Origin of the sequence: Paenibacillus sp. Soil724D2 (genome assembly GCF_001427935.1) — a bacterium.
Classification (GTDB): Bacteria; Bacillota; Bacilli; order Paenibacillales; family NBRC-103111; genus Paenibacillus_E.
Window position 1 is genome coordinate 819,760 of record NZ_LMRY01000001.1, and the last position, 20,042, is coordinate 839,801.

A 20,042-nucleotide genomic window follows, 5' to 3' on the forward strand; every position below is an offset into this window, starting at 1 on the left:
GTAAAAAATACAACACTTTCTCGCAAAAAGAGTCCAATTGGGTAAAATAAGGTTAAATTGTTGTACAACATACAACATCTTCAGCTTGATGAGAAAAAAGTCCTATTTTTGTTGTACGTAGTACAACATTCCCACAATACTATTTCATCGGTTAACATTATGTTACTTTAAAAACCAGTCCGGGTGGTCATCCTTCGTTAGGACGGCATCCAATGGAAATATCATGTCGATAAACTCACCTGTATATGCATTAATATCAATGCCAACACCATCAATTCAAGTCAACAAAATGTCGCTCAAATAAAAGAATCCCCACCTTAGAAAGATGGGGACTCATTGTGACTGTATTTTCTTTTATGAGTTTAAAAAATAGTATTACGGAAGCTGCTTCACCGTCAAAACAAATGCTTTTGTTTCGGCATATCCGCCGCTCGTAATAACAGCCGTCATGATAACAGCGGTATCTCCGCTGGCAGCTGTTGGTCGAGTGACGACACCGCTATTAGAGATAACTGCCGTATTGCTCGAAACCCAAATGACATTGGAACCATTCGGCCCACTTACAGGCAGGGCAATATTGTTCTTTACGCTGGATGCAGAATCGGAAGTTCCGAAAGTGATGGCCAGTGCCGCTTTATCTGCAGTTACGCGCTGCGCATCCGTCAATTGCTGTTTTACCGTTACTGTAAAGACCTTAGTGTCGGAATAGCCCCCGGCTGAAATGATTGCACTAACAACTACCGTTATATCCCCTTGTCCGGCAGCTGGACGATTTACCGTTTTGCCGTCGTTCGAAATAACGTATGGATTGCCCGAATACCAGATGACGGATGATCCGTTGACGCCCACAGTGGGCAGTGTTAACGCTTGAGTGACACTGGATAACGTATCTGTCCCTCCATAAACGATGGCCAAGGCCGCTTTATCTGCAGCAACTCGCTGCACGTCCGTCAATTGCTGTTTTACCGTCAACGTAAAGGTTTTGACATCCGATGAGCTGCCCTTCGTTATGATCGCCGTTAGTACCACCGATGCATCGCCACTGCCAGCGGAAGGTCGCTGCACGGTTTTACCGTCATTTGAAATGACGGATGCATTGCTAGATACCCAAGTGATCGTGGAACCGTTAGTCCCGCTAAGCGGCAATGTCAACGGTTGTGTTACACTGGTTGTTGTATCTGTTCCGCCGAATGTGATGGTAAGCAGCGCTTTATCAGCAGCTACTTTCTGAGCATCGGTCAACACCGACTTAACTGTCAACGAGAAAGATTTTTTTTCCGAGACTGCACCATAGGTTATGGTAGCTGTCAAAGTAACTGCGGCATCCCCTTGCGCTGCTGTTGGACGGTTTACCGTTTTGCCGTCATTCGAAATTATCGCAGCATTGCTGGATACCCAAGTAATCGTAGAACCGTTTGTTCCGTTAAGCGGCAAGGATAACGGTTGAGTAACAGCGCTAGCCGTATCCGTCCCACCGAAAGTAATCGCCAACGCCGCTTTATCTGCAGCAACTCTTTGGGTTTCCGAGTTCTGCTGCTTAACTATTAGGGTAAATGTTTTGGTTTTTGATACTTCACCGTAATTGACAGTGGCTGTAAGCGTTACCTCAACATCCCCTTGCCCTGCGGAAGGTCGAATTACGGTTTGTCCGTCATTGGAAATAACCGAAGGCGTACTCGATTCCCAACTGATAGTGGAACCATGAGTTCCTGCAAGCGGTAGCGCCATAGCCTGAGTGACTTGATTTTTCGAGTCAGTACCACCGAATGTAATCTCCAATTCTTTGAAGTCCGCCGCAACTCGCTGCTCTATCGTCCAGTTATTCTGATCGTGCTTTCCTTGCTTCCGCTCCATTGCTCTGCGTATAGCTTCACGGGCTGTTTCATTCTTGTTCCCTCGTTCAAGAGCATTTTCTAAGCCAGTTTTCTTCTCCGCATGTTTGTTCGGATGCTCATCATTAGCGAATGCGGCTCCCGTTACCATCAGGCTTAGGATCGCTGTGCAAAATAAGACTTTTGACTTCATTCAGTTGCTCCTCCTCACATTCTTTCTTCCCCTAATATACTTTCGAGAAATTTACAATTTTTAGGGGGTGCTGGCCTACTTCAGAAATAAAGAATAGTTAAGGATTTTAGATGGCCCTGCCAGCTGTTATAGCAGCTTGTTTGTCATGCAATTTATTTTGTTCCTTGATTAGCGCTCTTCAGCTGCTAAAAAGGAACCGCGGCTACATTGCGCCCGGTTCCTTTTTCATTACGTTTTCCTATTATGCTCGCTCTTTCATATTCCTTTTATAGGCGACATAATATCAATATAGACACTGCCTCTTGCGATAATAGGCTTATAGGTATCCAACCCTTTTAACACCACCCTGACCGCGTTTCCCTGTTTATCGAATTCGGCGCCATGGCATGGACATAAGAAGAAAAGATCCTTTTTCCTACTTCGTTGCTCTATCGTTGCCGGCAGCACATCACAACCCAAATGCGTACAAACAGACGAAATAATGAGTAGATTCCCCTCCGGCCCCTTTGTGATATAGACAAATCCTTTGTTGGATTTCTCTACCCATCCATCCTTGATCGTTACCTCATAGTCCACCTTTTCAACGCTAGTAATCGCGTTTAACCGGTCGAACTCGCCGAGCTTCACGATATGCCCAGGTATCTCGATAGCAGACTTCTTACTTTCTTTTTCCTGCTGAACAGCTCCGTAATAAAATAAAGCCGTGTTCCCTGCTAGAATCCCTGTCGTCCCTATAACCCATTTACTTGCTGTGTTCAAGAATTTTCTTCTAGTAATCTTTCTAGGTAATCGTCCCTGCATGACGTACACCTCCTGAGAAGATGAATGACTTAGCTAGAATATTCTTGCGCAATGATTCTACTATTTTCTTCGTGACATTCTTCTGTAAAAGAGGATTTATAAGCATGCTCATCACCAAGCGCGGCGATAGCATGTTCATCTTTTGCAATGACCGCCTTAATAAGCCGTTCCAAATGATCCGAAGACATGTCCAAACGCCTTTTCATCTCCGCCATATCGGTAGTAACTTGGCCATGCCCCGGAACTAACAGTTCGATGGTGTGTTGATCTAAAATCTGACTTGCCGTATTCAACGTTTCCTTATAGGCTTTGGCACTATGATAAATAAACGGTAATTCGAAATCAGATAAATAGTCGCCCGTAATCCATATACCCAACGGCTCAATGACAGTAAATAATCCATCCGGCGTGTGTCCTGGGGATTTATAGAAGGTCAATAACGTATCCCCTATCCTTAGTTCCTCGGCATCTTCCGAGATGATGATATCAAGGACTGGAAATTCGACGGGATAATTTCGATTAATATAATGTTTCCTATCGAATTCTAGAATCAATGCAATCTTATGGTCTTTCTTCGGGTGACAGCTTAGTGCATAACTCCCGATGGTTTTAGCGCCGGGAAACGCTTTATAACCAATAATGTGATCAAAATCGCCATGTGTAAATAACAGGTATAGGTCCCGATCAGCTTTGACCGAATCAACATAGTTCCGAATTTCATCAACTTCATTTGGAAGCCAGTTCGGATCCACAATTAATACCATTTCCTTCGTCAGCACAACGGTTGATGTCGTTTGATATAATGCGCTTTGAAAAACGGTTATGTGTTCATTTTGATATGTAATCATGAGTATTAACTCCTTATATAAAACTTTTCTTTGTTTCTTATACTACCACGTGTATTTGAGTTACGGTATCTTCCGATTCGCATTGTGGGTTACAAGAAATGGTTCAGCGTATTGAAATCAGGTTAATAAATTAGGAATTCAAACAAAGGAGTGATCATGATGAGTTCGCAAACTGAACACATTCAAACGTTACCCCCGCAGCATCAGAATCGTAGGCCCGGTCTGGAAAGAGATATGACACCCCGTCCAATTTCGGTTGACCGGAAGTACAAGGGCAGTGAAAAGCTGCTTGGCCGAACAGCCATTATTACAGGCGGTGATAGCGGAATTGGAAGAGCCGTAGCAGTCTGCTATGCGGCTGAAGGCGCAGATGTGGTTATTGTTTATTTGGATGAGCATGAAGACGCAAAGGAAACCAAACGCTTAGTTGAAGCCGAAGGTCGAGAGTGCGTGCTAATTGCCGGAGATATCGGTGAGGAAGAATTTTGTATGGATGTCGTTAAACAAACCGTGAATAACTTTGGTAAACTAGATATTCTCGTTAACAATGCGGCTGAGCAGCACCCTCAGGACAGGATAGAGGATATTACGAAAGAGCAGCTTAAGAAGACGTTTCGTACGAATATCTTCTCGTTCTTCTATTTGACTAAGGCGGCTATGCCGCATTTAAAAGAAGGTGCTGTCATCATTAATTCAACCTCGATTACAGCTTATCAGGGAAATGCAGGGCTGCTTGATTACTCCGCTACCAAAGGAGCTATCGTATCGTTCACCCGCTCACTGGCCTTGAACGTTATTGACAAAGAGATCCGTGTTAACGCAGTTGCACCCGGTCCAATCTGGACGCCGCTCATCCCTTCAACTTTCGATGAGGAAAAGGTATCCAAATTCGGATCCAACAGTCCGATGAAGCGACCCGGGCAACCTGAGGAACTTGGACCGTCCTACGTGTTCCTTGCCTCGGATGATTCTTCCTACATGTCAGGGCAAGTGCTGCACGTGAATGGTGGACAAGTAGTAAATGGCTAATCAACTAGGATAATTTGACAAGGTCAGCGCCTTTTGTTGAAGGCATTGACCTTTTTTGCCTATTTCCCTTCATATTCAAAATTTGATAATCCATGCAGTTTCTCGTTCCCTTCCACATAATGGTATAATAAATCTTACATACCACAGGCTAGGCATGTTCATCTAATCATTGAGGGGGGAAAGGTTATGAGAACTATCCTTGTTATTCTAATAGCTTTATCATTTGGGATAACCTCTGGCTGTACGCCGAATAAGGAAGTTAATGAGCCATCTCCAGATCAGACTTCAATTATACAAGTGGATATACCCTATACAATGGAAACAGTCGCCGAAGGTCTTAATGTCCCTTGGGAGATGGATATCGCGAAGGATGGACGGATTTTTTTCACAGAAAGACCTGGTATGTTGCGTGTGATTGAGAAGGGTCTTCTGAACCCTGAGCCGCTAATCTCTTTCGAGGCCCCCTTCATCAGCGAAGGTGAGGGAGGATTGTTAGGGCTTGCGCTTGATCCCTCTTTTATGGAAAACCATTATATCTATGTCTATCACACCTATCGAGTGAAGGATCAAGTCAACAATCGTGTGCTGAGACTTATCGAAAAAAATAACAATGCGCAGCTGGATAAAGTATTAATTTCCGGATTACCAGGGGCGGAAAACCATAACGGCGGAAGGATTAAAATTGGTGTCGATAAGCTGCTTTATATCACCTCTGGCGATCGGTATGATCCCCCTTTAGCTCAAGACCCAACTAGCACGGGAGGCAAAATATTACGAATTGCCCTAGACGGTTCTATACCTGCCTCTAATCCTTTTAAGAATTCACCCATCTACAGCATGGGACACCGTAACCCTCAAGGGCTCGCTTGGCATCCTGAAACAGGGAAATTGTACAGTTCCGAACATGGACAATCCTCACATGATGAGATTAACCTTATTGAACCTGGGGGCAATTATGGTTGGCCATTAATTGAAGGTGAAATATCCTCGAGTCCAGAGAAAGCTAATCTAAAAACGCCAATCCTCCAAAGCGGAAAAGAAACGTGGGCACCATCAGGCGCAGCATTCGTTAGCAAAGGGCCTTGGAAAGGCAGCCTCTTGGTAGCAGGATTGCGGGGAGAACGGCTTCTAAAAGTAAACCTAAAAGGTCCAAAATACGAAACTGTTACCAACGTGGAACATTTATTCCAAGGGAAATTCGGCAGGCTTCGCAATGTCTATGAAGGACCCGATGGATCACTATATCTCATGACGAACAACCGTGACGGTCGCGGCAAGCCAAATAAAGGCGATGATAAGATCATTCGACTGAAGCCAAACTTTTGACTGCATAACTTAGTTGAATATAACGTTGATTTAGTTTCTGCCCTTGCGCTTCCAAAAGATGCGTTTAGGGCATTATTTGTATATTTAAAGGGATGTCTTGGTTACCAATGTTGTAGTTATACAACAATTCACACCTCTAGAGGCTGTTTTGCAAGATGAAGTTGCAAACTGTACAACATTTCGAACCCACTTGTTGCGAAATGGCCTATATGGGGTCCAAGTGTTGTACTTTATGCAACATTGAAGGTAATTTAGCGGGAGCTAGGCGGTATTGTTGTACTCCGTACAACATTCGCCTGAGAATATGGATTCACCCCCTCCTTTCACCAGTCCATCCATCCATCCATTCATCCCCAACTCCAGTGAGCCTATATGACGATGAATTCCGACTGAAAACACTCCAATGTAGAACCATTTTGGATAAATCAATTAACGGTCTCTTCATATTAACATCTGATGTCGTTTTTTCTTGAAAGTCATTTGCTTTTGGGAACGCAACAAAAGAACTTCGGACGCATACCTCAAGAAAGTTCAGGAAATGATGTTTATATAACAACATCCTAGAACTTGGAGAAAATACCACATGCTCGCTCATTGGCTGCGCTCCAAAAAGAAGCCTATCCCTCCTTCGCAGAACACAATCGTAGAACCTAGGGCATCCATGCCTTTATTCTCAACCATTCAAGAAAATGTTGATTACGTTCGACAAAGTCTCGGGAACAGCACAGACATTGTTATTCGAGAATTTACCTATAATGCCATTACTGAAGGGTTAGCCCTCTTGTATACAGATGGTCTAGTTGATGCGAAAGTCGTCAATGATTTCATGATGAGATCTTTGATGGCTGATTCCACGGAAATTGATCCAGAGCAAGACCCATTTGATGTATTAACGATGCATACACTGACGATTGGTGAAATTCAGAAGGTATCGGATATGAAAGGAATGCTACATCATATCCTATCGGGCGATTCGGTCATATTGATGAACGGGTATACTACCGGGCTGGCAGCCGCCACCAAAGGGTGGAAAGATCGAGGCGTTACAGAGACGAATGTAGAAACCGTCGTGCGCGGGCCGCGGGAAGCTTTCTCCGAATCCATTCGAACGAATACCGCCTTGATTCGAAGAAAGATCAAAGATCCTAATTTATGGATGGAAACCTTCCAGGTAGGCCAGGTTACCCAAACTGACGTTGTCCTTATGTATGTCAAAGGGATTGCTCTAGATTCTCTAATTCTCGAGGCCCGCAATCGTTTGACTCAGATTCACATTGACGGAATCTTCGAGAGCAGTAATATTGAGGAACTCATTCAGGATGAAGTGATCACTCCTTTTCCAACCGTATATAACTCAGAACGTCCAGACGTCGTCGCACTTGAATTGATTCACGGCAAAATTGCCATTCTCGTAGATGGGACCCCCTTCGTGCTGATTGCTCCTGCTTTATTTGAAACTTTCCTCAAAGCATCCGAGGACTATTATCATCGTGTTGATATTAGCACATTAATAAGGATACTTCGTTATGCTGGATTTCTCATTGCCTTATTAGCCCCATCTTTTTATGTGGCAATAACAACGTTCCATCAAGAAATGCTGCCGACTCAACTGCTCATTAGCCTCGCTGCACAAAGAGAGGGTATTCCATTTCCAGCATTCATCGAAGCCTTATTGATGGAGATTACATTTGAAGTTTTACGGGAAGCAGCCTTACGCATGCCGCGAAGCATAGGTTCTGCCTTATCGTTTGTTGGAACGCTAGTCATTGGACAAGCAGCAGTCGAAGCCGGAATTGTTTCGGCAGCTATGGTTATCGTTGTTTCCATTACGGCGATTTCCAGCTTTGTTTCCCCTTCTTACGACTTATCAAATGCCATTCGCATCCTACGATTTCCTCTGATGGCTCTGGCTGCTTCATTTGGATTTTTCGGCATACTGGCAGGTTTACTAGGACTTATTCTGCATTTGAATAGTTTGCAATCGTTCGGTGTGCCCTATTTAAGCCCTTTTGCTCCACTTGAATTGAACAAACAAAAGGATGCCTTGTTTCGATTTCCTTTTCAATCGTTATTTTCACGAGCTCGTATCGTTAATGCGAGTAACGTAGTCAAGAAAGCGAATAGAAAGCCCTTCAAACCTTAGAAGGAGGAAAGAGGCAGATGTGAAATCATTTATTCGACTAACAGCTTGCTTACTTACCATAGTCTTACTGTTAAGCGGCTGTTGGAGCCGCAAGGAGCTTAATGATATTGCCATAGCAGAGGGAGTTGGCATTGATATTTCCGGTGAACAGTTTGAGTTAACCGTTCAAATTGTTAATCCGGGCAGTGTAACGAAGGCAAAGGGAGAGCATGAAATTCCCGTTATCGTGTATTCTTCCAAAGGCGATACACTAAGTGAAGCTGTGAAACGATTGACTTCATCGATTTCGAGAAAGATCTATTTCGCTCATATCCGCATTCTTGTGATTTCCGAGGAATTAGCCAAGAAAGGGATTGTCAATTCGATGGATTATTTAATGAGAGGGAACGAATTTCGATCTGATTTCAACGTGGTCGTAGCGAGAGAAGGCACAGCTAAGGAATTATTAAGTGTGATGACACCTTTGGAAAAAGTTCCAGCCAATTACATCTTTAACTCCCTCGAAGCAGCTAAGAAAGAATGGACAGCTTCAGTAACGATTCAAATAGATCAATTATCGAATGCTATAGTAACCCCAGGGAAGAGTACGGTCATATCAGGAATTCAGATTATTGGAGATCAAAAGGTAGGCAAAAGCAAAAAAAACATTGATTACTCAGGGCCTCCTGTACGATTAAAATACTCTGGTAATGCGATTATCAAGAGAGATAAACTTGTTGGTTGGCTTAACGAATATGAATCTCGTGCTTATTCCGTTATTACCAATCAATCAAAGCGGTCTGCCATACATCTGAATTGTCCCGAAGGAGGAAACATCGGTATTGATGTAGCTCGTATCAAAAGCAAGATTCACGCAGTTGTAAAAAACGATAAACCAGAGATATTTATTGAAACTAGAGCAGAGGGAAATGTTTCCGATGTGGAATGTAAAATCGATCTATTCAAAGTCGAAACGATCGATTACTTAGATAAACAATTTGTTAAATTTGCATTGGCTAATATGGAAAATACAATTAAGAAGACACAAAAACTAGGTGCGGATATATTTGGTTTTGGTGAGGCAGTTCATCGCGCTAACCCGAAATATTGGAACAAAGTGAAGAACAATTGGGAAGAACATTTCAAGCAATTGGAACCCCATCTGAATATCGATGCCAAAATTAGAGGTACCGGTACACTGGGTGATTCTGTGGTTAACGATATGAAGGAGTAATAGTTATGTTAATCGGCTTATGTGTACTTGCGTTATCTATTCTCATTGCGTGCTATGAAATTCCGCGTTTATGGAAACAAGGATGTAGGAAGGAGGTTTGGATCTACTGCATACTCATGTTGCTTGGTAATGTGTTGGCGACTCTGAAAGGAATGGCCAAACAAATACCTAATCCGGCCGACTGGATTACGTTTCTAATGATGCCATTAACCAAAATTTTACTGCAACTCGGTTTGATAAAATTGTAAGCATTTATCCTGCTTAGGGAGGCATGTCATGAATAACGAGAACATATTATCTGCTCGTCAACTCATGATCCTGATTATTTTATTTTCGGTGGGAACGACCATTCTTGTAGTCCCGTCGATGTTGGCCGCAGAAACTAAGCAGGATGCCTGGATCTCAGGTGTAATGGGCGTAGGCATTGGTTTGCTTTTCTTATGGATGTATGTGAAGTTAGCGAAGATGTATCCCGATTGTACGTTATTCGAAATGAATGACATTGTATTAGGGAAATGGTTAGGCAAAGCTGTAACACTATTTGTAGTCTTTATCGCAGTTGTGCTCAGCGCACAGGTCCTATATTATATTGGCACCTTCATGACTACTCAAATTATGCCAACGACACCTATACAAGCCATAAATATTCTTATGATTACTTTTGTTATTATAGGCGCAAAGCTAGGCGTAGTTGTATTGGGGAGAACCGCGGAAATTTTTTTCCCGTGGATTCTTCTGTTATTTTTTCTATTGGTGATCTTTGTAACGCCGCAGTCTCAAATTAAGAACCTTTTGCCCATAGGTGAAGCAAGTATAATGTCTATTTCACGGGCATCCATATTTATGCTCGTTTATTCTTATTTTCCTATCATTTTTACGCTTTGCTTGATAGCAAGCGATGTAAAATTCCCTAAGAGTTTAACTAAATCATTCCTCTATGGGGGGATAACGAGCGGATTTATTATGATTATTGTAGCTTTTCTTAGCATCCTGGTCATGGGACCCGACCAGTCGTCAAGACAAGTATATGCCACCTATGCATTAGCAAAGAAAATAAGTGTAGGGAATTTTTTGCAGCGTATCGAGGTCACTGTTGCATTCTTGTGGTTTATTTCCATTTATTTCAAATTAACACTATATTTTCACGTAGCGATTAAAGGAATTGCCTCATTCTTTCAGATCCAGAATTACAAATCTCTTTCGACACCAATTGGGTTTATCGTCACAGTGCTTTCGTTAGTGGTATATCCAAATGCGGCTTATACACACCAATGGGATATATTGACATGGGTTCCACTCACGTTTTGTTTTGGATTCGTGTATCCACTCTTATTGATCGGTCTTAGCTACATACGAAGAAAAAAGGATAAATGAGGTAAATAAGGGACGTGTATATATGCGTACAGATCAAATTTCCCCGCGACAATTCATGATTATCGTCATCCTATATGCCTTTGGAACAGCTATCTTGGTTATTCCGGCATCTGTTGCGGCAGATATGAAGCAGGATGCATGGATGCCACAATGGCTAAGCATTGCTATGGGTGTCGTTCTCGTTTGGCTTTATGTATTTATTTCCAAGAAGTTCCCGCAGTGTTCTATTTTCGAAATTAATGATAAAGTTTTTGGCAAGTGGTTGGGGAAGTTCATAACGTTAAGTCTTGCACTAGTAGCGCTCATTCTGAGTTCACAAGTTGTTTTTTATGTAGGTCATTTTATGATTACTCAAATCATGCCGGAAACGCCAATTCAATCTATACACATCATATTCATGCTAACTGTCATATTTGGAGCAAAGCTAGGGATGGTTGTCATGCTAAGAACAGCAGAGATCTTCTTCCCTTGGATCGTGCTATTATTTATCTTGTTCATGGTCACTAGTATTCCTAATATGGAACTTAACAATCTATTACCGATTGGGGAAACAAACACCCTTCCAGTCATTCGATCTGCCATAAGAATCACCAGTTATTCTTATATGTCTTTGTTTATTACGATTGGTACCATCATTCATCAAGTTACTAGTATACAAAAGGCTAAGAAAGCTTATTTAATAGGCATAATCATAAGTGGGATTATACTTCTTCTAATCATTGTCTCAAGTATTCTTGTATTAGGAGCAGGTAATACCGCTATGCAAGTGTATCCTAGTTACGCCCTGGCGCAAAGAATAAATATCGGGAATTTTTTACAACGAATAGAAGTAATCGTGGCATTTTTATGGCTTGTTTCGATTTATTTCAAACTATCTATGTTTTTTTACACAACGATAAAAGGCATTGCGCATGTGTTCCATTTTCGTGATTACAAAATACTTTGTTTTCCATTTGGACTGATTATTACGGTCTTATCTCTTGTTGTTTATCCAAATACAGCCTATGGAGATAAATGGGATACTTTAACGTTTATTCCCCTCGCTCTCCTTATAGGTGTTGTTTATCCTCTCTTGATTGTACTGATAAGTTGGATGCGAAAATCGTCCATTCGTGTGTAAATGGCATGGCTAAATACACTTTTCGCGCTCCAGCCAACACTTGTCTATCCAAAAAGCAATTGTAATACCGATGACATATCTAAACAAATCAACTGTTAAATATCCTCTTCCAAGTACGAGGGATCCAATGACCGTATTTCTTATTTCGATTATCCATTCTGCTTGATATAACTGACTACATTCAATAGCAAAGCTAAATAAGACACTGATTATAACTGCCCATTTTAAACTTCTCTGTATAAAAAGAAATCGAAATCCAAAATAGACCATACTTGCCCAAAGCACGTCTCCAGCATGTTTAACAATAAAATGAGGGATTAGGCCGGAGAACGTTCTTGAACTTAAGCCTAGAATGACGGAAGTTATTATGGCTACAAAATACTTTATCCGAGTTTTCAAATAGAATCATTCCTCCTATTAAATAGACTCACTGACTGGTGTATCCTTCTCATTTGTTATATGATTTGAACATATTTCTTCAAATTTACATGATCAGCTTCACTATTTATACTAAAAGATGATTTTGATTATTGAAAGTGGAAAAAAAGGAGTTATTCGATGAGTTCTCCCATTATAAACGATGACCAATGGTTGGAGCTGCTGGAGCACGTAGCCGAAACTTATAATGACGTTACCCTAAGTCGAGGGTTTACTTACTTTAAACAACAGCGAGTAGCTTCCTTGATCATATCTGAGACTCGAGTCGCTCAGGCACGGGTGGAAGAGGAAGAATCCGGAAACTACCGCGTCACTTTGAATTTAGACAAGCCCCGCTCCAGTCAATGTAGTTGCCCAGTACCAGCTGCTTGCAAGCATATGGCAGCCGTTTGGATGGAGCTTGGGGATCGTCTGGGTTACCCCGCTTCCCAAATTATGAATGCCAAAATGCATCTCAAGCGGGCTACTTCAATAACCTCACTGGAGTCTACGCTCACCCAATTGCCCAAAATGGATGTATCCGGCTGGCAGAAGTTTCTGAACCATTACACGTCTCTCATTAAGGCGACATATGATTTGGGCAATTATGTGGATATGCTGCGGCAGCAATTGCAAAACATCGAGAAGATCACTATTCCTTTTTCTGATATTGATCAGATTTTTTTTGAGATGCATCAGGAATTATTTATCCTAAGAAAAATAAAAGAGCAGAACGCACAAGGTGGTGTAAGTTACTATACTTCTTCCACCCTTTACCGGGTTTATGATGAGGCTCATACTTGGCTGAAGCAACATTCTCCCCTTCTCGACTTCTCGGTTTCCGGAGAGCGCCTTGAGCAGACGTTAAATTATATCAGACAGCAGATGTCCGAAGAATCGGGTCATAATTATCAAGATTATGGCGTCTATAGCGCGCTTTGGAAACATTGGATTGCCCCGAGTCCCGAGGCAAGTCAATATGTAACTAAGGAGATAGAAGCTCTTGAGACGATGACAATGGATAGTCCCTCTCCTTCTCTCTCAGCCGCAAAGGCTTTCTTGTACTTGCAGCAATCCAAGAGTAAAGAAGCCTGGGAGGCTTTGGAAACGAATGGTATTTTCAAAGAGGCCCCTGCCAAACTATTTATTCCTTTCCTAGACTATCTATATGACGTCCAGAACTGGGAAGAGCTTGTGAATTGGTTGAGAAGATCAGTCTCTTTTTTCAATCGGAAACGGACCAAAGAACTTGAGGTTTATGCCGGTTTTTGGACAAAGGCCATCGTTCATCTTCCTCAAGCGGAAGAACACATGTGGAGCGCTCTAGAAGAGCTTTTGCCTTATTCTTTCCGGATTATTGAGGAAATGCTGTACGAACAAAGAAAATGGAAGCCATGGTTGGAAATGCAGATCCTTCAGGGGCATGACCCTCTTTATCATCGCGTCAATGTCCTGCAGCCGATTGAGAAGGATACACCAAAACTCCTTCTACCCTATTACCATCAAGCCGTAGATTACTATGTCAGTTTGAAAAATCGGCATGATTACAAATTAGCTGTCAGGCTCCTCAAGCGGCTCGATAAAGTGTACAAGAAAATGAAACAAACTGAGCGATGGGAACATTTCTTTTCTAGTTTCGTAGAACGACACAGCAGGCTGAGGGCGCTGCAAGAGGAACTTAGGAAAGGAAAGCTACTCGGATGAGCACAAAATTGCATGATATGACATTGAACGTGACCTTAACGGACAGTGGAGATGCCTTACTCTGGGGGCTGCAGGACGGACGCGACGTGCCTGGGGATAAATTTCGAAAGCTGCTGTTCGCATGGCACGAGCCATCTTACTATGGGACCATTCTGGACCAACAGCTAGCGGGAGAGTTGACACTAACGATCCTGCCCGTGGAGATGGTGCTCCCCTTCTTCGCAGAACCCTACTTCATGGATGTTCTCCGGTGGGAAGGGGGAAACGAAACCACGAAGGGACTGCTAGAAGTGGCGCCGGTTCTATACCGAGAAGCTAGAGCAGGTCATTACATACCCAGTTACAGTGCATTCCGAAATGGGAAATTGGCTTGGACTTGGGATGTCGAAACGGAGTCACTGAAACAACTTGATTGGAATGCACTAAAAAGCATAAATGGCTTAGGTGAGGGAATGTCTGGCTTACGTGCTGCCTTCTCCGCTGTGGTTTCGGCTGAGCACTACCCCAATGAAGCTGCCTTATCCGATCTTCGGCGTGATTATCCAGCCCTGTTCCGAGCACAGAAGTCTGCGCCTACCTCGGCTGATGCGTTCACCGACGAAGAATGGCTTGCTTCCCTCGGCTGGAAACCGGACACTGCTCCCTTCCGCCCTGCTCTGCAGCTGCTGGAACCGGACGAAAATGATGATACTTGGCGTCTCCGCTTGGTACTGCAAGATAAAAGTGAAGGATCGGTTATAACGCCAATTCGCCTTAATGCTGACGGACGCGCTTCAGGCACGTGGGCTAGCGATTGGAGCCCGTATATCCTAGAGCGTTCTCTTGGCTGGGCTACTAGGCTAACAGAAGCTTTGCCTGGGCAGAATAGCGGCGGCGAGCTATTAGCAGAACCATTAAGCGACGGAGCGGCTTGGTCGTTTCTGACAACAGACAGCCGTCTTTTGTTGGAAGATGGCTGGAATGTCATGCTCCCCGGTTGGTGGGAGGCCGCCTCGAAACGGAAGCCTCGGTTGCGCGCAAAGGTTTCCTCAGAAGCTGGCGGCAAAGGCGAGTCGCTATTCGGGCTGAACTCGCTAGTAAACTTCGATTGGCGGATTGCCATTGGCGATTCCGACCTGAGCGAAGCTGAATTTGCTGGGCTGCTTAGCCGCAATGAAAAGCTTATCCGCTTCCGTGGACAATGGGTGATCTTGGATCCTTCTTTATTGGGGCAAATTCGAAGGCTCATGGAAAGCGTGAATCCCGAAGAAGGTTTGTCCCTGCAGGATATCTTTCAGCTTCACCTGCTAAGTGAGTCGGAAAAGGAAAGAACCCAAAAGGAAAGTCTTACAGCGGAGGAAGAAGCGGAAAATGAAGAACGGCTGAAGCTCGAAGTCGAGCTGAATGCTCACCTCTTGGCGCTGCTGCGTCAGCTTGGGCAACCTTCGGAATTAAAGGAAATTGCTGTACCTGAAGGGTTGCGCGCTGAGCTTCGCAAGTATCAACACGAGGGCTTCACTTGGCTGAGCTTCCTTAGGAAGTTCGGACTGGGTGCCTGCTTAGCCGATGATATGGGACTCGGAAAAACGGTTCAATTCATCACGTATTTACTGCATCATAGAGCAGAGTCGGAACACCCTGCCCTACTCATCTGTCCCACCTCTGTGCTTGGCAACTGGCAGAAAGAGCTAGTTCGCTTTGCTCCGGAGTTAAAGGTTTATCTTCATTACGGGAAGGGACGTTTAAGCGGCGAAGCTCTTTCTCAGGTTTTGAAAGACACCGATATTGTCCTTACCTCCTATACGACAGCTTTGATGGATCAAGAGACTCTGCAAGAAACCACGTGGAGTTCCCTTTGCTTAGATGAGGCCCAGAATATCAAGAATGCCCACAATAAACAATCCGCAGCGATCCGTACGCTCAAAGCTCGGCACCGCATTGCATTGACAGGAACACCTATTGAGAATCGATTGTCCGAGCTGTGGTCGATCTACGACTTTCTTAATCCGGGATATCTCGGGAACCAACGCGGGTTTCAGCATCGTTTTGCGAATCCGATAGAGAAGCACCACGACGAGGAGCGAACGGCACAGCTGCAGAAACTCGTCAAACCTTTCATGCTGCGCCGCAAAAAGAAAGATCCGGCGATCCAGCTCGATTTGCCCGATAAGCTTGAAATGAAAGTCTATATCAATCTAACAGCCGAGCAAGGCGCACTCTATGAACGATCCGTCAAGGATCTCATGGAACGCATGCAAAAGCTGGAAGGCATGGAACGCAAAGGAGCGATCCTAGCAGCCTTAACGCAGCTAAAGCAGCTATGCGACCACCCTAATCTGCTAACGAAGGAAGCTAATCTATCGGAGGAAACTCTGCTTGCTGAAGAGAACCGCGAAGCCTTCGTCATGCGATCCGCGAAGCTTGAACGGCTGGTTGCCATGGTCGATGAACTTCGGGACGAGGGCGACTCCTGCCTGATCTTCACCCAGTATGTAGGGATGGGGCGAATATTGGCTGACGTGCTTCGGGCACATCGCAACGAACCGGTATTGTATCTGAACGGAAGCACGCCAAAGTCAGAGCGCGATAAGATGATTGATACGTTCCAAGCCGCAGATGGAACAGGGCCGGGTATCTTCGTTCTGTCGCTGAAAGCCGGCGGAGTCGGACTCAATTTGACCGCAGCGAACCATGTTTTCCACTTCGACCGTTGGTGGAATCCTGCCGTTGAAAACCAGGCCACGGATCGCGCCTATCGGATGGGACAAACGCGCAATGTACAAGTACATAAGTTCATTTCCCTGGGCACATTGGAGGAACGAATCGACGAGATGCTTGAGAGCAAGATGAGTCTAAGCGAGAACGTGATCTCTACCTCCGAAGGCTGGATTACGGAACTCTCAAACGACGAATTGAGAGATTTGTTTGCACTTCGCAAGGAGTGGTGATTGAAGAACGATAGCCTCCTCAAGCATGAGGAGGTTTTTTCATTTCATTGCCTTATTCCTTTAATCACTCATATCGTGCGCTCCATTTGAGATCATATCCATTTATTTACATGATATCTGGCAAATAATACGCCACTTCCCAGACTATCGTTTGGTTTTCAGTAATTCTGCAAGTCAAGCTGAGGATCATTTCTTTCCCTGTTCGTGAGTTCCCGAGAGCGACAGATATCGGATTTACGATCACGTATTTACTGTATCCAATATTAATTAGTATCTACATTCTCCTTGAGCCGCGGCGCTCGCGGGCGATAAGAACCCTCTATCTGCTGTTATGGTGCGCTGCTCTTGCCTGGTTAAATGATATGATAAATCAGTACACACAATTGTTAGAATATAAGTTCCTCGACTGGTTCATGGGCAGTATGTTCTTTATTTTCTTACTGGCATTAACGAAAGTGATCGTTCGCTGGTTTTATCGATATGGAGAACAAGAAGCATATGAAGCTGAAATGGAGGAAGTTAAGCATGAGCAAGGATAGATGGGTGCTAACTGCTGTGTGGGTTCTATCGTTTGGGCTCATCTTCACCATCCCACGTCGTAAAATCCGGCTAGCGGTCATGTCCTTCCTATTCAAGCTGATGCTTACTTGTCCGATTGGCCTGATAGTTGTAGAGTATAATTTAGTGGCTTATCCTGTGGTAGAGCTGCCTGATGTGAGCCGAACCAGCATGACTTACGAGTACTTTGCTTATCCGATCATCTGCATGGTGTTTAACTGCTATTATCCCAGCGGCCGGAGCCGCTGTGTGCAGTTTAGTTATTACATCATTTTCTGCATGCCACTCACGATTACGGAAGTCATCCTAGAACATTATACGAATCTCGTCCGTTATGTTCACTGGAGCTGGTTCTGTACAATGCTCTCTCTAATGATTACATTCTTATTAAGCCGAATGTTTTGTGTGTGGTTCTTCAATAGGAAGAGGGCGCCTGCATCTAACATGTAATTCTCGTTCATACGCATGTCCTTTGGAAGCGATGAGAACAAATAAAAGGGGCTGTCCCAAAAGTAGATCTTGAGGATAGCCCCTTATTATGTTAGGCTAGGTACTTCTTGAGAGGTTCCCAATAATTTGTATGCCAACCAGGAGCCAGGTGAGCTTCTTGTCCTTCAGGAAAGCCTGTATGGCTAAAGATTAGGCGGGTTTCCTCGCCTTGCCCTTCCAATTCAAACTTCACTAGGGAATATACGCCTTCCTCCCAATTCGCGACACGCCATGCTTGAACGATTCGCTTGTTTGGCTCCAGTTCAATATTTTTCCCTACGATCATCCCCCCGAAGCAGGAGAAGGAACCGCCAGCCTCCGGAGTTATTTCTGTAGGTGCTCCACCTGAGACTTTGCTAAACTGGGCGGCATCAGTCAGCGCTTCATAGATGCGTTTCGGATTTGCTGCGAAAACAACCTCCTGATGAATAGCTGTAGAATCGCCTAATTGCTTGTCTTTTCCCATTAACCATTGTGTAAGCTGCTCTACAGACATGCTTTTCAACATATCAGTATGATCGTGAATCGCATGATGCCACATCTTCGCTTCAACTTCGTATCGGTTTTCCTCTTCTACCTTGAACCCACAATCGCAAGATAATGTCGTCATTCTCTTCCATCTCCCCATAAGCTTTTTTTATGATACGTATTATTTAATGCATGGCCTTAACCGACCAAGGATCTACCCCAGGATCTCCACCCTCAGCCAACGTTTGGAGTCTAGTTGTATAATGCATCCAGCCTTCTGTGTGGCCGGCGACTTCTTCGACTGGCAAGTCGTAGTGAGTTAATAGCAGAACAGTACCTTTGTCTTTAGCTGTGAAATTAAATTCGAGCGTGCTTGATCCAGGTGGAACCACCTTGGATTTCTCCCAGCCCCACGACATAATGATTTTCTCGTTAGGAATAATTTCTTTATACTCCCCCATCGCAATATCCGATCCATTCACATCGATCCGATATTTCCCTCCGATGCTTGGCTCCAACAGAATATGTCTGCCCATCCAACGAACCATCTTCTCAGGGTCGGTAAAAAAGGAGAATAAGATCTCCGGACGGCAATCGATGAACATCTCTTTCCTAATCGTATCATTAGTCTGATTCGTTTGATTCACGGTTACGCTGTCTCCTCTCTTCTTCTTCTGCGGCTTCCTTCAATAGCAGTAGACTATCATCCCAGAAACGGTCAATGTACGCTTTCAGATCAGCAAAACCTTCCCTCCTCATACGATAATACCGCTTGGTTCCCTCTCTCCGAACCACAAGTAGTCCGGATTCCTCAAGAACCTTAAGATGTTGTGATACTGCTGGCGCCGAAATGTCAAAATGGGACGCGATGGAGCTAGATGTAAGCTCTCCATCACGTACGAGATATAAGATATCTCTGCGTCTTGGCTCTACTATGGCTTGGATCACTTTTTCGATCATGACGTTACTTTAGCACACACTTAATTAAGTGTCAACTTAAATAATGAAACTATTTAAGTTGACACTTACATAAGTGATTGCTAAAATACGGCAGAAGAAGCATTCAAGGAGACTTGAAACGGCTTAAGTCGATTATGGAAATAAAAATACCACATTGAAAGGAAGTTTTCTTTATGTCCATGCCTCGTCCTGATGAGGAGATGAAACAATTTTTCGCTGACGTTATGCCCGGTGATCCTCATATTCATATTCGTCCCATGTTCGGTAATCTGGCCGGTTTTATTAATGGCAACATGTTCGTTGGACTTTACGGACAGCAAATTTTTATCCGCCTGCCGGAAGACGCACGTGCTCGTCTCGTCGAGCAAGAAGGAGCATCATTGTGTTCCCCCATGCCAGGCAAACCGATGAAGGAATATGTCACCTTACCGGAACAGTGGCGGGAAACGCCTGATACAATTACGGCGTGGATCGAGCAATCCTTACAATGGGTCGCAGCAATGCCAGAGAAGATTCCTGCGAAGAAAAAAACGAGCACCAAGAAGAGTAAAAACGTATAGCCGTACTTTCCTGACAAACCAAAGACCATCCAGTACGCACAGGATGGTTTTTTATTGAAGTAAAATAGAGCTGCGTAACA

The 20,042-nt window shown here is 43.9% G+C and carries 19 protein-coding genes; 12 read left to right on the plus strand and 7 right to left on the minus strand.

The genetic code is table 11. From position 1 onward, the window contains the following. Positions 1-375: 375 nt before the first annotated feature. The 3 genes from ASG85_RS03775 to ASG85_RS03785 form a co-directional block, all read right to left on the minus strand. The gene (locus tag ASG85_RS03775; protein WP_060645385.1) at positions 376-2,025 is read right to left on the minus strand and encodes an immunoglobulin-like domain-containing protein; all 1,650 of its coding nucleotides are present in this window, start codon (positions 2,023-2,025) and stop codon (positions 376-378) included. Between the two features lie 255 nt (positions 2,026-2,280). After that, the gene (locus ASG85_RS03780; RefSeq protein ID WP_060645386.1) at positions 2,281-2,826 is read right to left on the minus strand and encodes a ubiquinol-cytochrome c reductase iron-sulfur subunit; all 546 of its coding nucleotides are present in this window, start codon (positions 2,824-2,826) and stop codon (positions 2,281-2,283) included. A gap of 29 nt (positions 2,827-2,855) precedes the next feature. Further along, a complete protein-coding gene (locus tag ASG85_RS03785; RefSeq protein WP_057305364.1) occupies positions 2,856-3,674 on the minus strand; it encodes an MBL fold metallo-hydrolase in 819 nt (272 codons plus the stop codon). Between the two features lie 159 nt (positions 3,675-3,833). Here ASG85_RS03785 and ASG85_RS03790 point away from each other — a divergent pair, with 159 nt between their 5' ends. From ASG85_RS03790 to ASG85_RS03820, 7 genes are all read left to right on the plus strand, one after another. Then, a complete protein-coding gene (locus ASG85_RS03790) occupies positions 3,834-4,703 on the plus strand; it encodes an SDR family oxidoreductase (RefSeq protein ID WP_060645387.1) in 870 nt (289 codons plus the stop codon). 186 nt (positions 4,704-4,889) lie between these two features. Further along, entirely contained in the window at positions 4,890-6,029 is a 1,140-nt protein-coding gene (locus ASG85_RS03795; RefSeq protein WP_057305366.1) for a PQQ-dependent sugar dehydrogenase, read from the plus strand. Between the two features lie 583 nt (positions 6,030-6,612). Beyond that, the gene (locus ASG85_RS03800) at positions 6,613-8,172 is read left to right on the plus strand and encodes a spore germination protein (protein WP_082562373.1); all 1,560 of its coding nucleotides are present in this window, start codon (positions 6,613-6,615) and stop codon (positions 8,170-8,172) included. Between the two features lie 19 nt (positions 8,173-8,191). Next, entirely contained in the window at positions 8,192-9,385 is a 1,194-nt protein-coding gene (locus tag ASG85_RS03805; RefSeq protein WP_060645388.1) for a Ger(x)C family spore germination protein, read from the plus strand. A gap of 5 nt (positions 9,386-9,390) precedes the next feature. Continuing rightward, a complete protein-coding gene (locus ASG85_RS03810; protein WP_057305368.1) occupies positions 9,391-9,633 on the plus strand; it encodes a hypothetical protein in 243 nt (80 codons plus the stop codon). A 28-nt stretch (positions 9,634-9,661) separates the two neighbouring features. Then, on the plus strand, positions 9,662-10,759 hold the full coding sequence (locus ASG85_RS03815) for a GerAB/ArcD/ProY family transporter (protein WP_057305369.1): 1,098 nt from the start codon (positions 9,662-9,664) through the stop codon (positions 10,757-10,759). A gap of 22 nt (positions 10,760-10,781) precedes the next feature. Further along, positions 10,782-11,879, plus strand: a complete 1,098-nt coding sequence (locus ASG85_RS03820; protein ID WP_057305370.1) for a GerAB/ArcD/ProY family transporter — start codon at positions 10,782-10,784, stop codon at positions 11,877-11,879. A gap of 9 nt (positions 11,880-11,888) precedes the next feature. On the opposite strand, the gene ASG85_RS03825 is transcribed toward ASG85_RS03820, so the two are convergent. Then, positions 11,889-12,278 (minus strand): DUF2809 domain-containing protein, encoded by a 390-nt coding sequence (locus tag ASG85_RS03825; protein ID WP_057305371.1) that lies wholly within the window; start codon positions 12,276-12,278, stop codon positions 11,889-11,891. 159 nt (positions 12,279-12,437) lie between these two features. Here ASG85_RS03825 and ASG85_RS03830 point away from each other — a divergent pair, with 159 nt between their 5' ends. From ASG85_RS03830 to ASG85_RS03840, 4 genes are all read left to right on the plus strand, one after another. Next, a complete protein-coding gene (locus ASG85_RS03830) occupies positions 12,438-14,000 on the plus strand; it encodes an SWIM zinc finger family protein (RefSeq protein ID WP_060645389.1) in 1,563 nt (520 codons plus the stop codon). Then, entirely contained in the window at positions 13,997-16,927 is a 2,931-nt protein-coding gene (locus tag ASG85_RS03835; RefSeq protein WP_060645390.1) for a DEAD/DEAH box helicase, read from the plus strand. The genes ASG85_RS03830 and ASG85_RS03835 overlap by 4 nt, the downstream gene beginning before the upstream one ends. Before the next feature lie 146 nt (positions 16,928-17,073). Next, positions 17,074-17,466: a CBO0543 family protein gene (locus ASG85_RS39695; protein ID WP_321166558.1), complete on the plus strand. Its 393-nt coding sequence runs from the start codon at positions 17,074-17,076 to the stop codon at positions 17,464-17,466. Next, the gene (locus ASG85_RS03840; RefSeq protein WP_057305374.1) at positions 17,453-17,935 is read left to right on the plus strand and encodes a CBO0543 family protein; all 483 of its coding nucleotides are present in this window, start codon (positions 17,453-17,455) and stop codon (positions 17,933-17,935) included. Before ASG85_RS39695 ends, ASG85_RS03840 begins: the two co-directional genes overlap by 14 nt. Positions 17,936-18,026: 91 nt before the next feature. On the opposite strand, the gene ASG85_RS03845 is transcribed toward ASG85_RS03840, so the two are convergent. Genes ASG85_RS03845 through ASG85_RS03855 form a run of 3 tightly spaced genes read right to left on the minus strand, consistent with a single transcriptional unit; the run spans position 18,027 to position 19,402 of the window. After that, positions 18,027-18,584, minus strand: a complete 558-nt coding sequence (locus ASG85_RS03845) for an SRPBCC family protein (RefSeq protein WP_235550059.1) — start codon at positions 18,582-18,584, stop codon at positions 18,027-18,029. A 43-nt stretch (positions 18,585-18,627) separates the two neighbouring features. Further along, on the minus strand, positions 18,628-19,089 hold the full coding sequence (locus ASG85_RS03850) for an SRPBCC family protein (RefSeq protein ID WP_060645391.1): 462 nt from the start codon (positions 19,087-19,089) through the stop codon (positions 18,628-18,630). Next, positions 19,067-19,402, minus strand: coding sequence for an ArsR/SmtB family transcription factor (locus ASG85_RS03855; protein ID WP_063860126.1), 336 nt, complete (start codon positions 19,400-19,402; stop codon positions 19,067-19,069). The genes ASG85_RS03850 and ASG85_RS03855 overlap by 23 nt, the downstream gene beginning before the upstream one ends. 173 nt (positions 19,403-19,575) lie before the next feature. On the opposite strand from ASG85_RS03855, the gene ASG85_RS03860 reads away from it, so the two are divergent. Further along, on the plus strand, positions 19,576-19,962 hold the full coding sequence (locus ASG85_RS03860) for a TfoX/Sxy family protein (RefSeq protein WP_060645392.1): 387 nt from the start codon (positions 19,576-19,578) through the stop codon (positions 19,960-19,962). Positions 19,963-20,042: the final 80 nt, after the last annotated feature.

What these genes read in the sequence shown, in the direction of transcription:
- ASG85_RS03855 (WP_063860126.1), bottom strand. Translation starts at nt 19,402, where the DNA reads ATGATCGAAAAAGTGATCCAAGCCATAGTAGAGCCAAGACGCAGAGAT.
- ASG85_RS03860 (WP_060645392.1), top strand. Translation starts at nt 19,576, where the DNA reads ATGTCCATGCCTCGTCCTGATGAGGAGATGAAACAATTTTTCGCTGAC.
- ASG85_RS03800 (WP_082562373.1), top strand. Translation starts at nt 6,613, where the DNA reads ATGCTCGCTCATTGGCTGCGCTCCAAAAAGAAGCCTATCCCTCCTTCG.
- ASG85_RS03790 (WP_060645387.1), top strand. Translation starts at nt 3,834, where the DNA reads ATGAGTTCGCAAACTGAACACATTCAAACGTTACCCCCGCAGCATCAG.
- ASG85_RS03820 (WP_057305370.1), top strand. Translation starts at nt 10,782, where the DNA reads ATGCGTACAGATCAAATTTCCCCGCGACAATTCATGATTATCGTCATC.
- ASG85_RS03810 (WP_057305368.1), top strand. Translation starts at nt 9,391, where the DNA reads ATGTTAATCGGCTTATGTGTACTTGCGTTATCTATTCTCATTGCGTGC.
- ASG85_RS03780 (WP_060645386.1), bottom strand. Translation starts at nt 2,826, where the DNA reads ATGCAGGGACGATTACCTAGAAAGATTACTAGAAGAAAATTCTTGAAC.
- ASG85_RS03785 (WP_057305364.1), bottom strand. Translation starts at nt 3,674, where the DNA reads ATGATTACATATCAAAATGAACACATAACCGTTTTTCAAAGCGCATTA.
- ASG85_RS03775 (WP_060645385.1), bottom strand. Translation starts at nt 2,025, where the DNA reads ATGAAGTCAAAAGTCTTATTTTGCACAGCGATCCTAAGCCTGATGGTA.
- ASG85_RS03795 (WP_057305366.1), top strand. Translation starts at nt 4,890, where the DNA reads ATGAGAACTATCCTTGTTATTCTAATAGCTTTATCATTTGGGATAACC.
- ASG85_RS03845 (WP_235550059.1), bottom strand. Translation starts at nt 18,584, where the DNA reads ATGACGACATTATCTTGCGATTGTGGGTTCAAGGTAGAAGAGGAAAAC.
- ASG85_RS03815 (WP_057305369.1), top strand. Translation starts at nt 9,662, where the DNA reads ATGAATAACGAGAACATATTATCTGCTCGTCAACTCATGATCCTGATT.
- ASG85_RS03840 (WP_057305374.1), top strand. Translation starts at nt 17,453, where the DNA reads ATGAGCAAGGATAGATGGGTGCTAACTGCTGTGTGGGTTCTATCGTTT.
- ASG85_RS03830 (WP_060645389.1), top strand. Translation starts at nt 12,438, where the DNA reads ATGAGTTCTCCCATTATAAACGATGACCAATGGTTGGAGCTGCTGGAG.
- ASG85_RS03835 (WP_060645390.1), top strand. Translation starts at nt 13,997, where the DNA reads ATGAGCACAAAATTGCATGATATGACATTGAACGTGACCTTAACGGAC.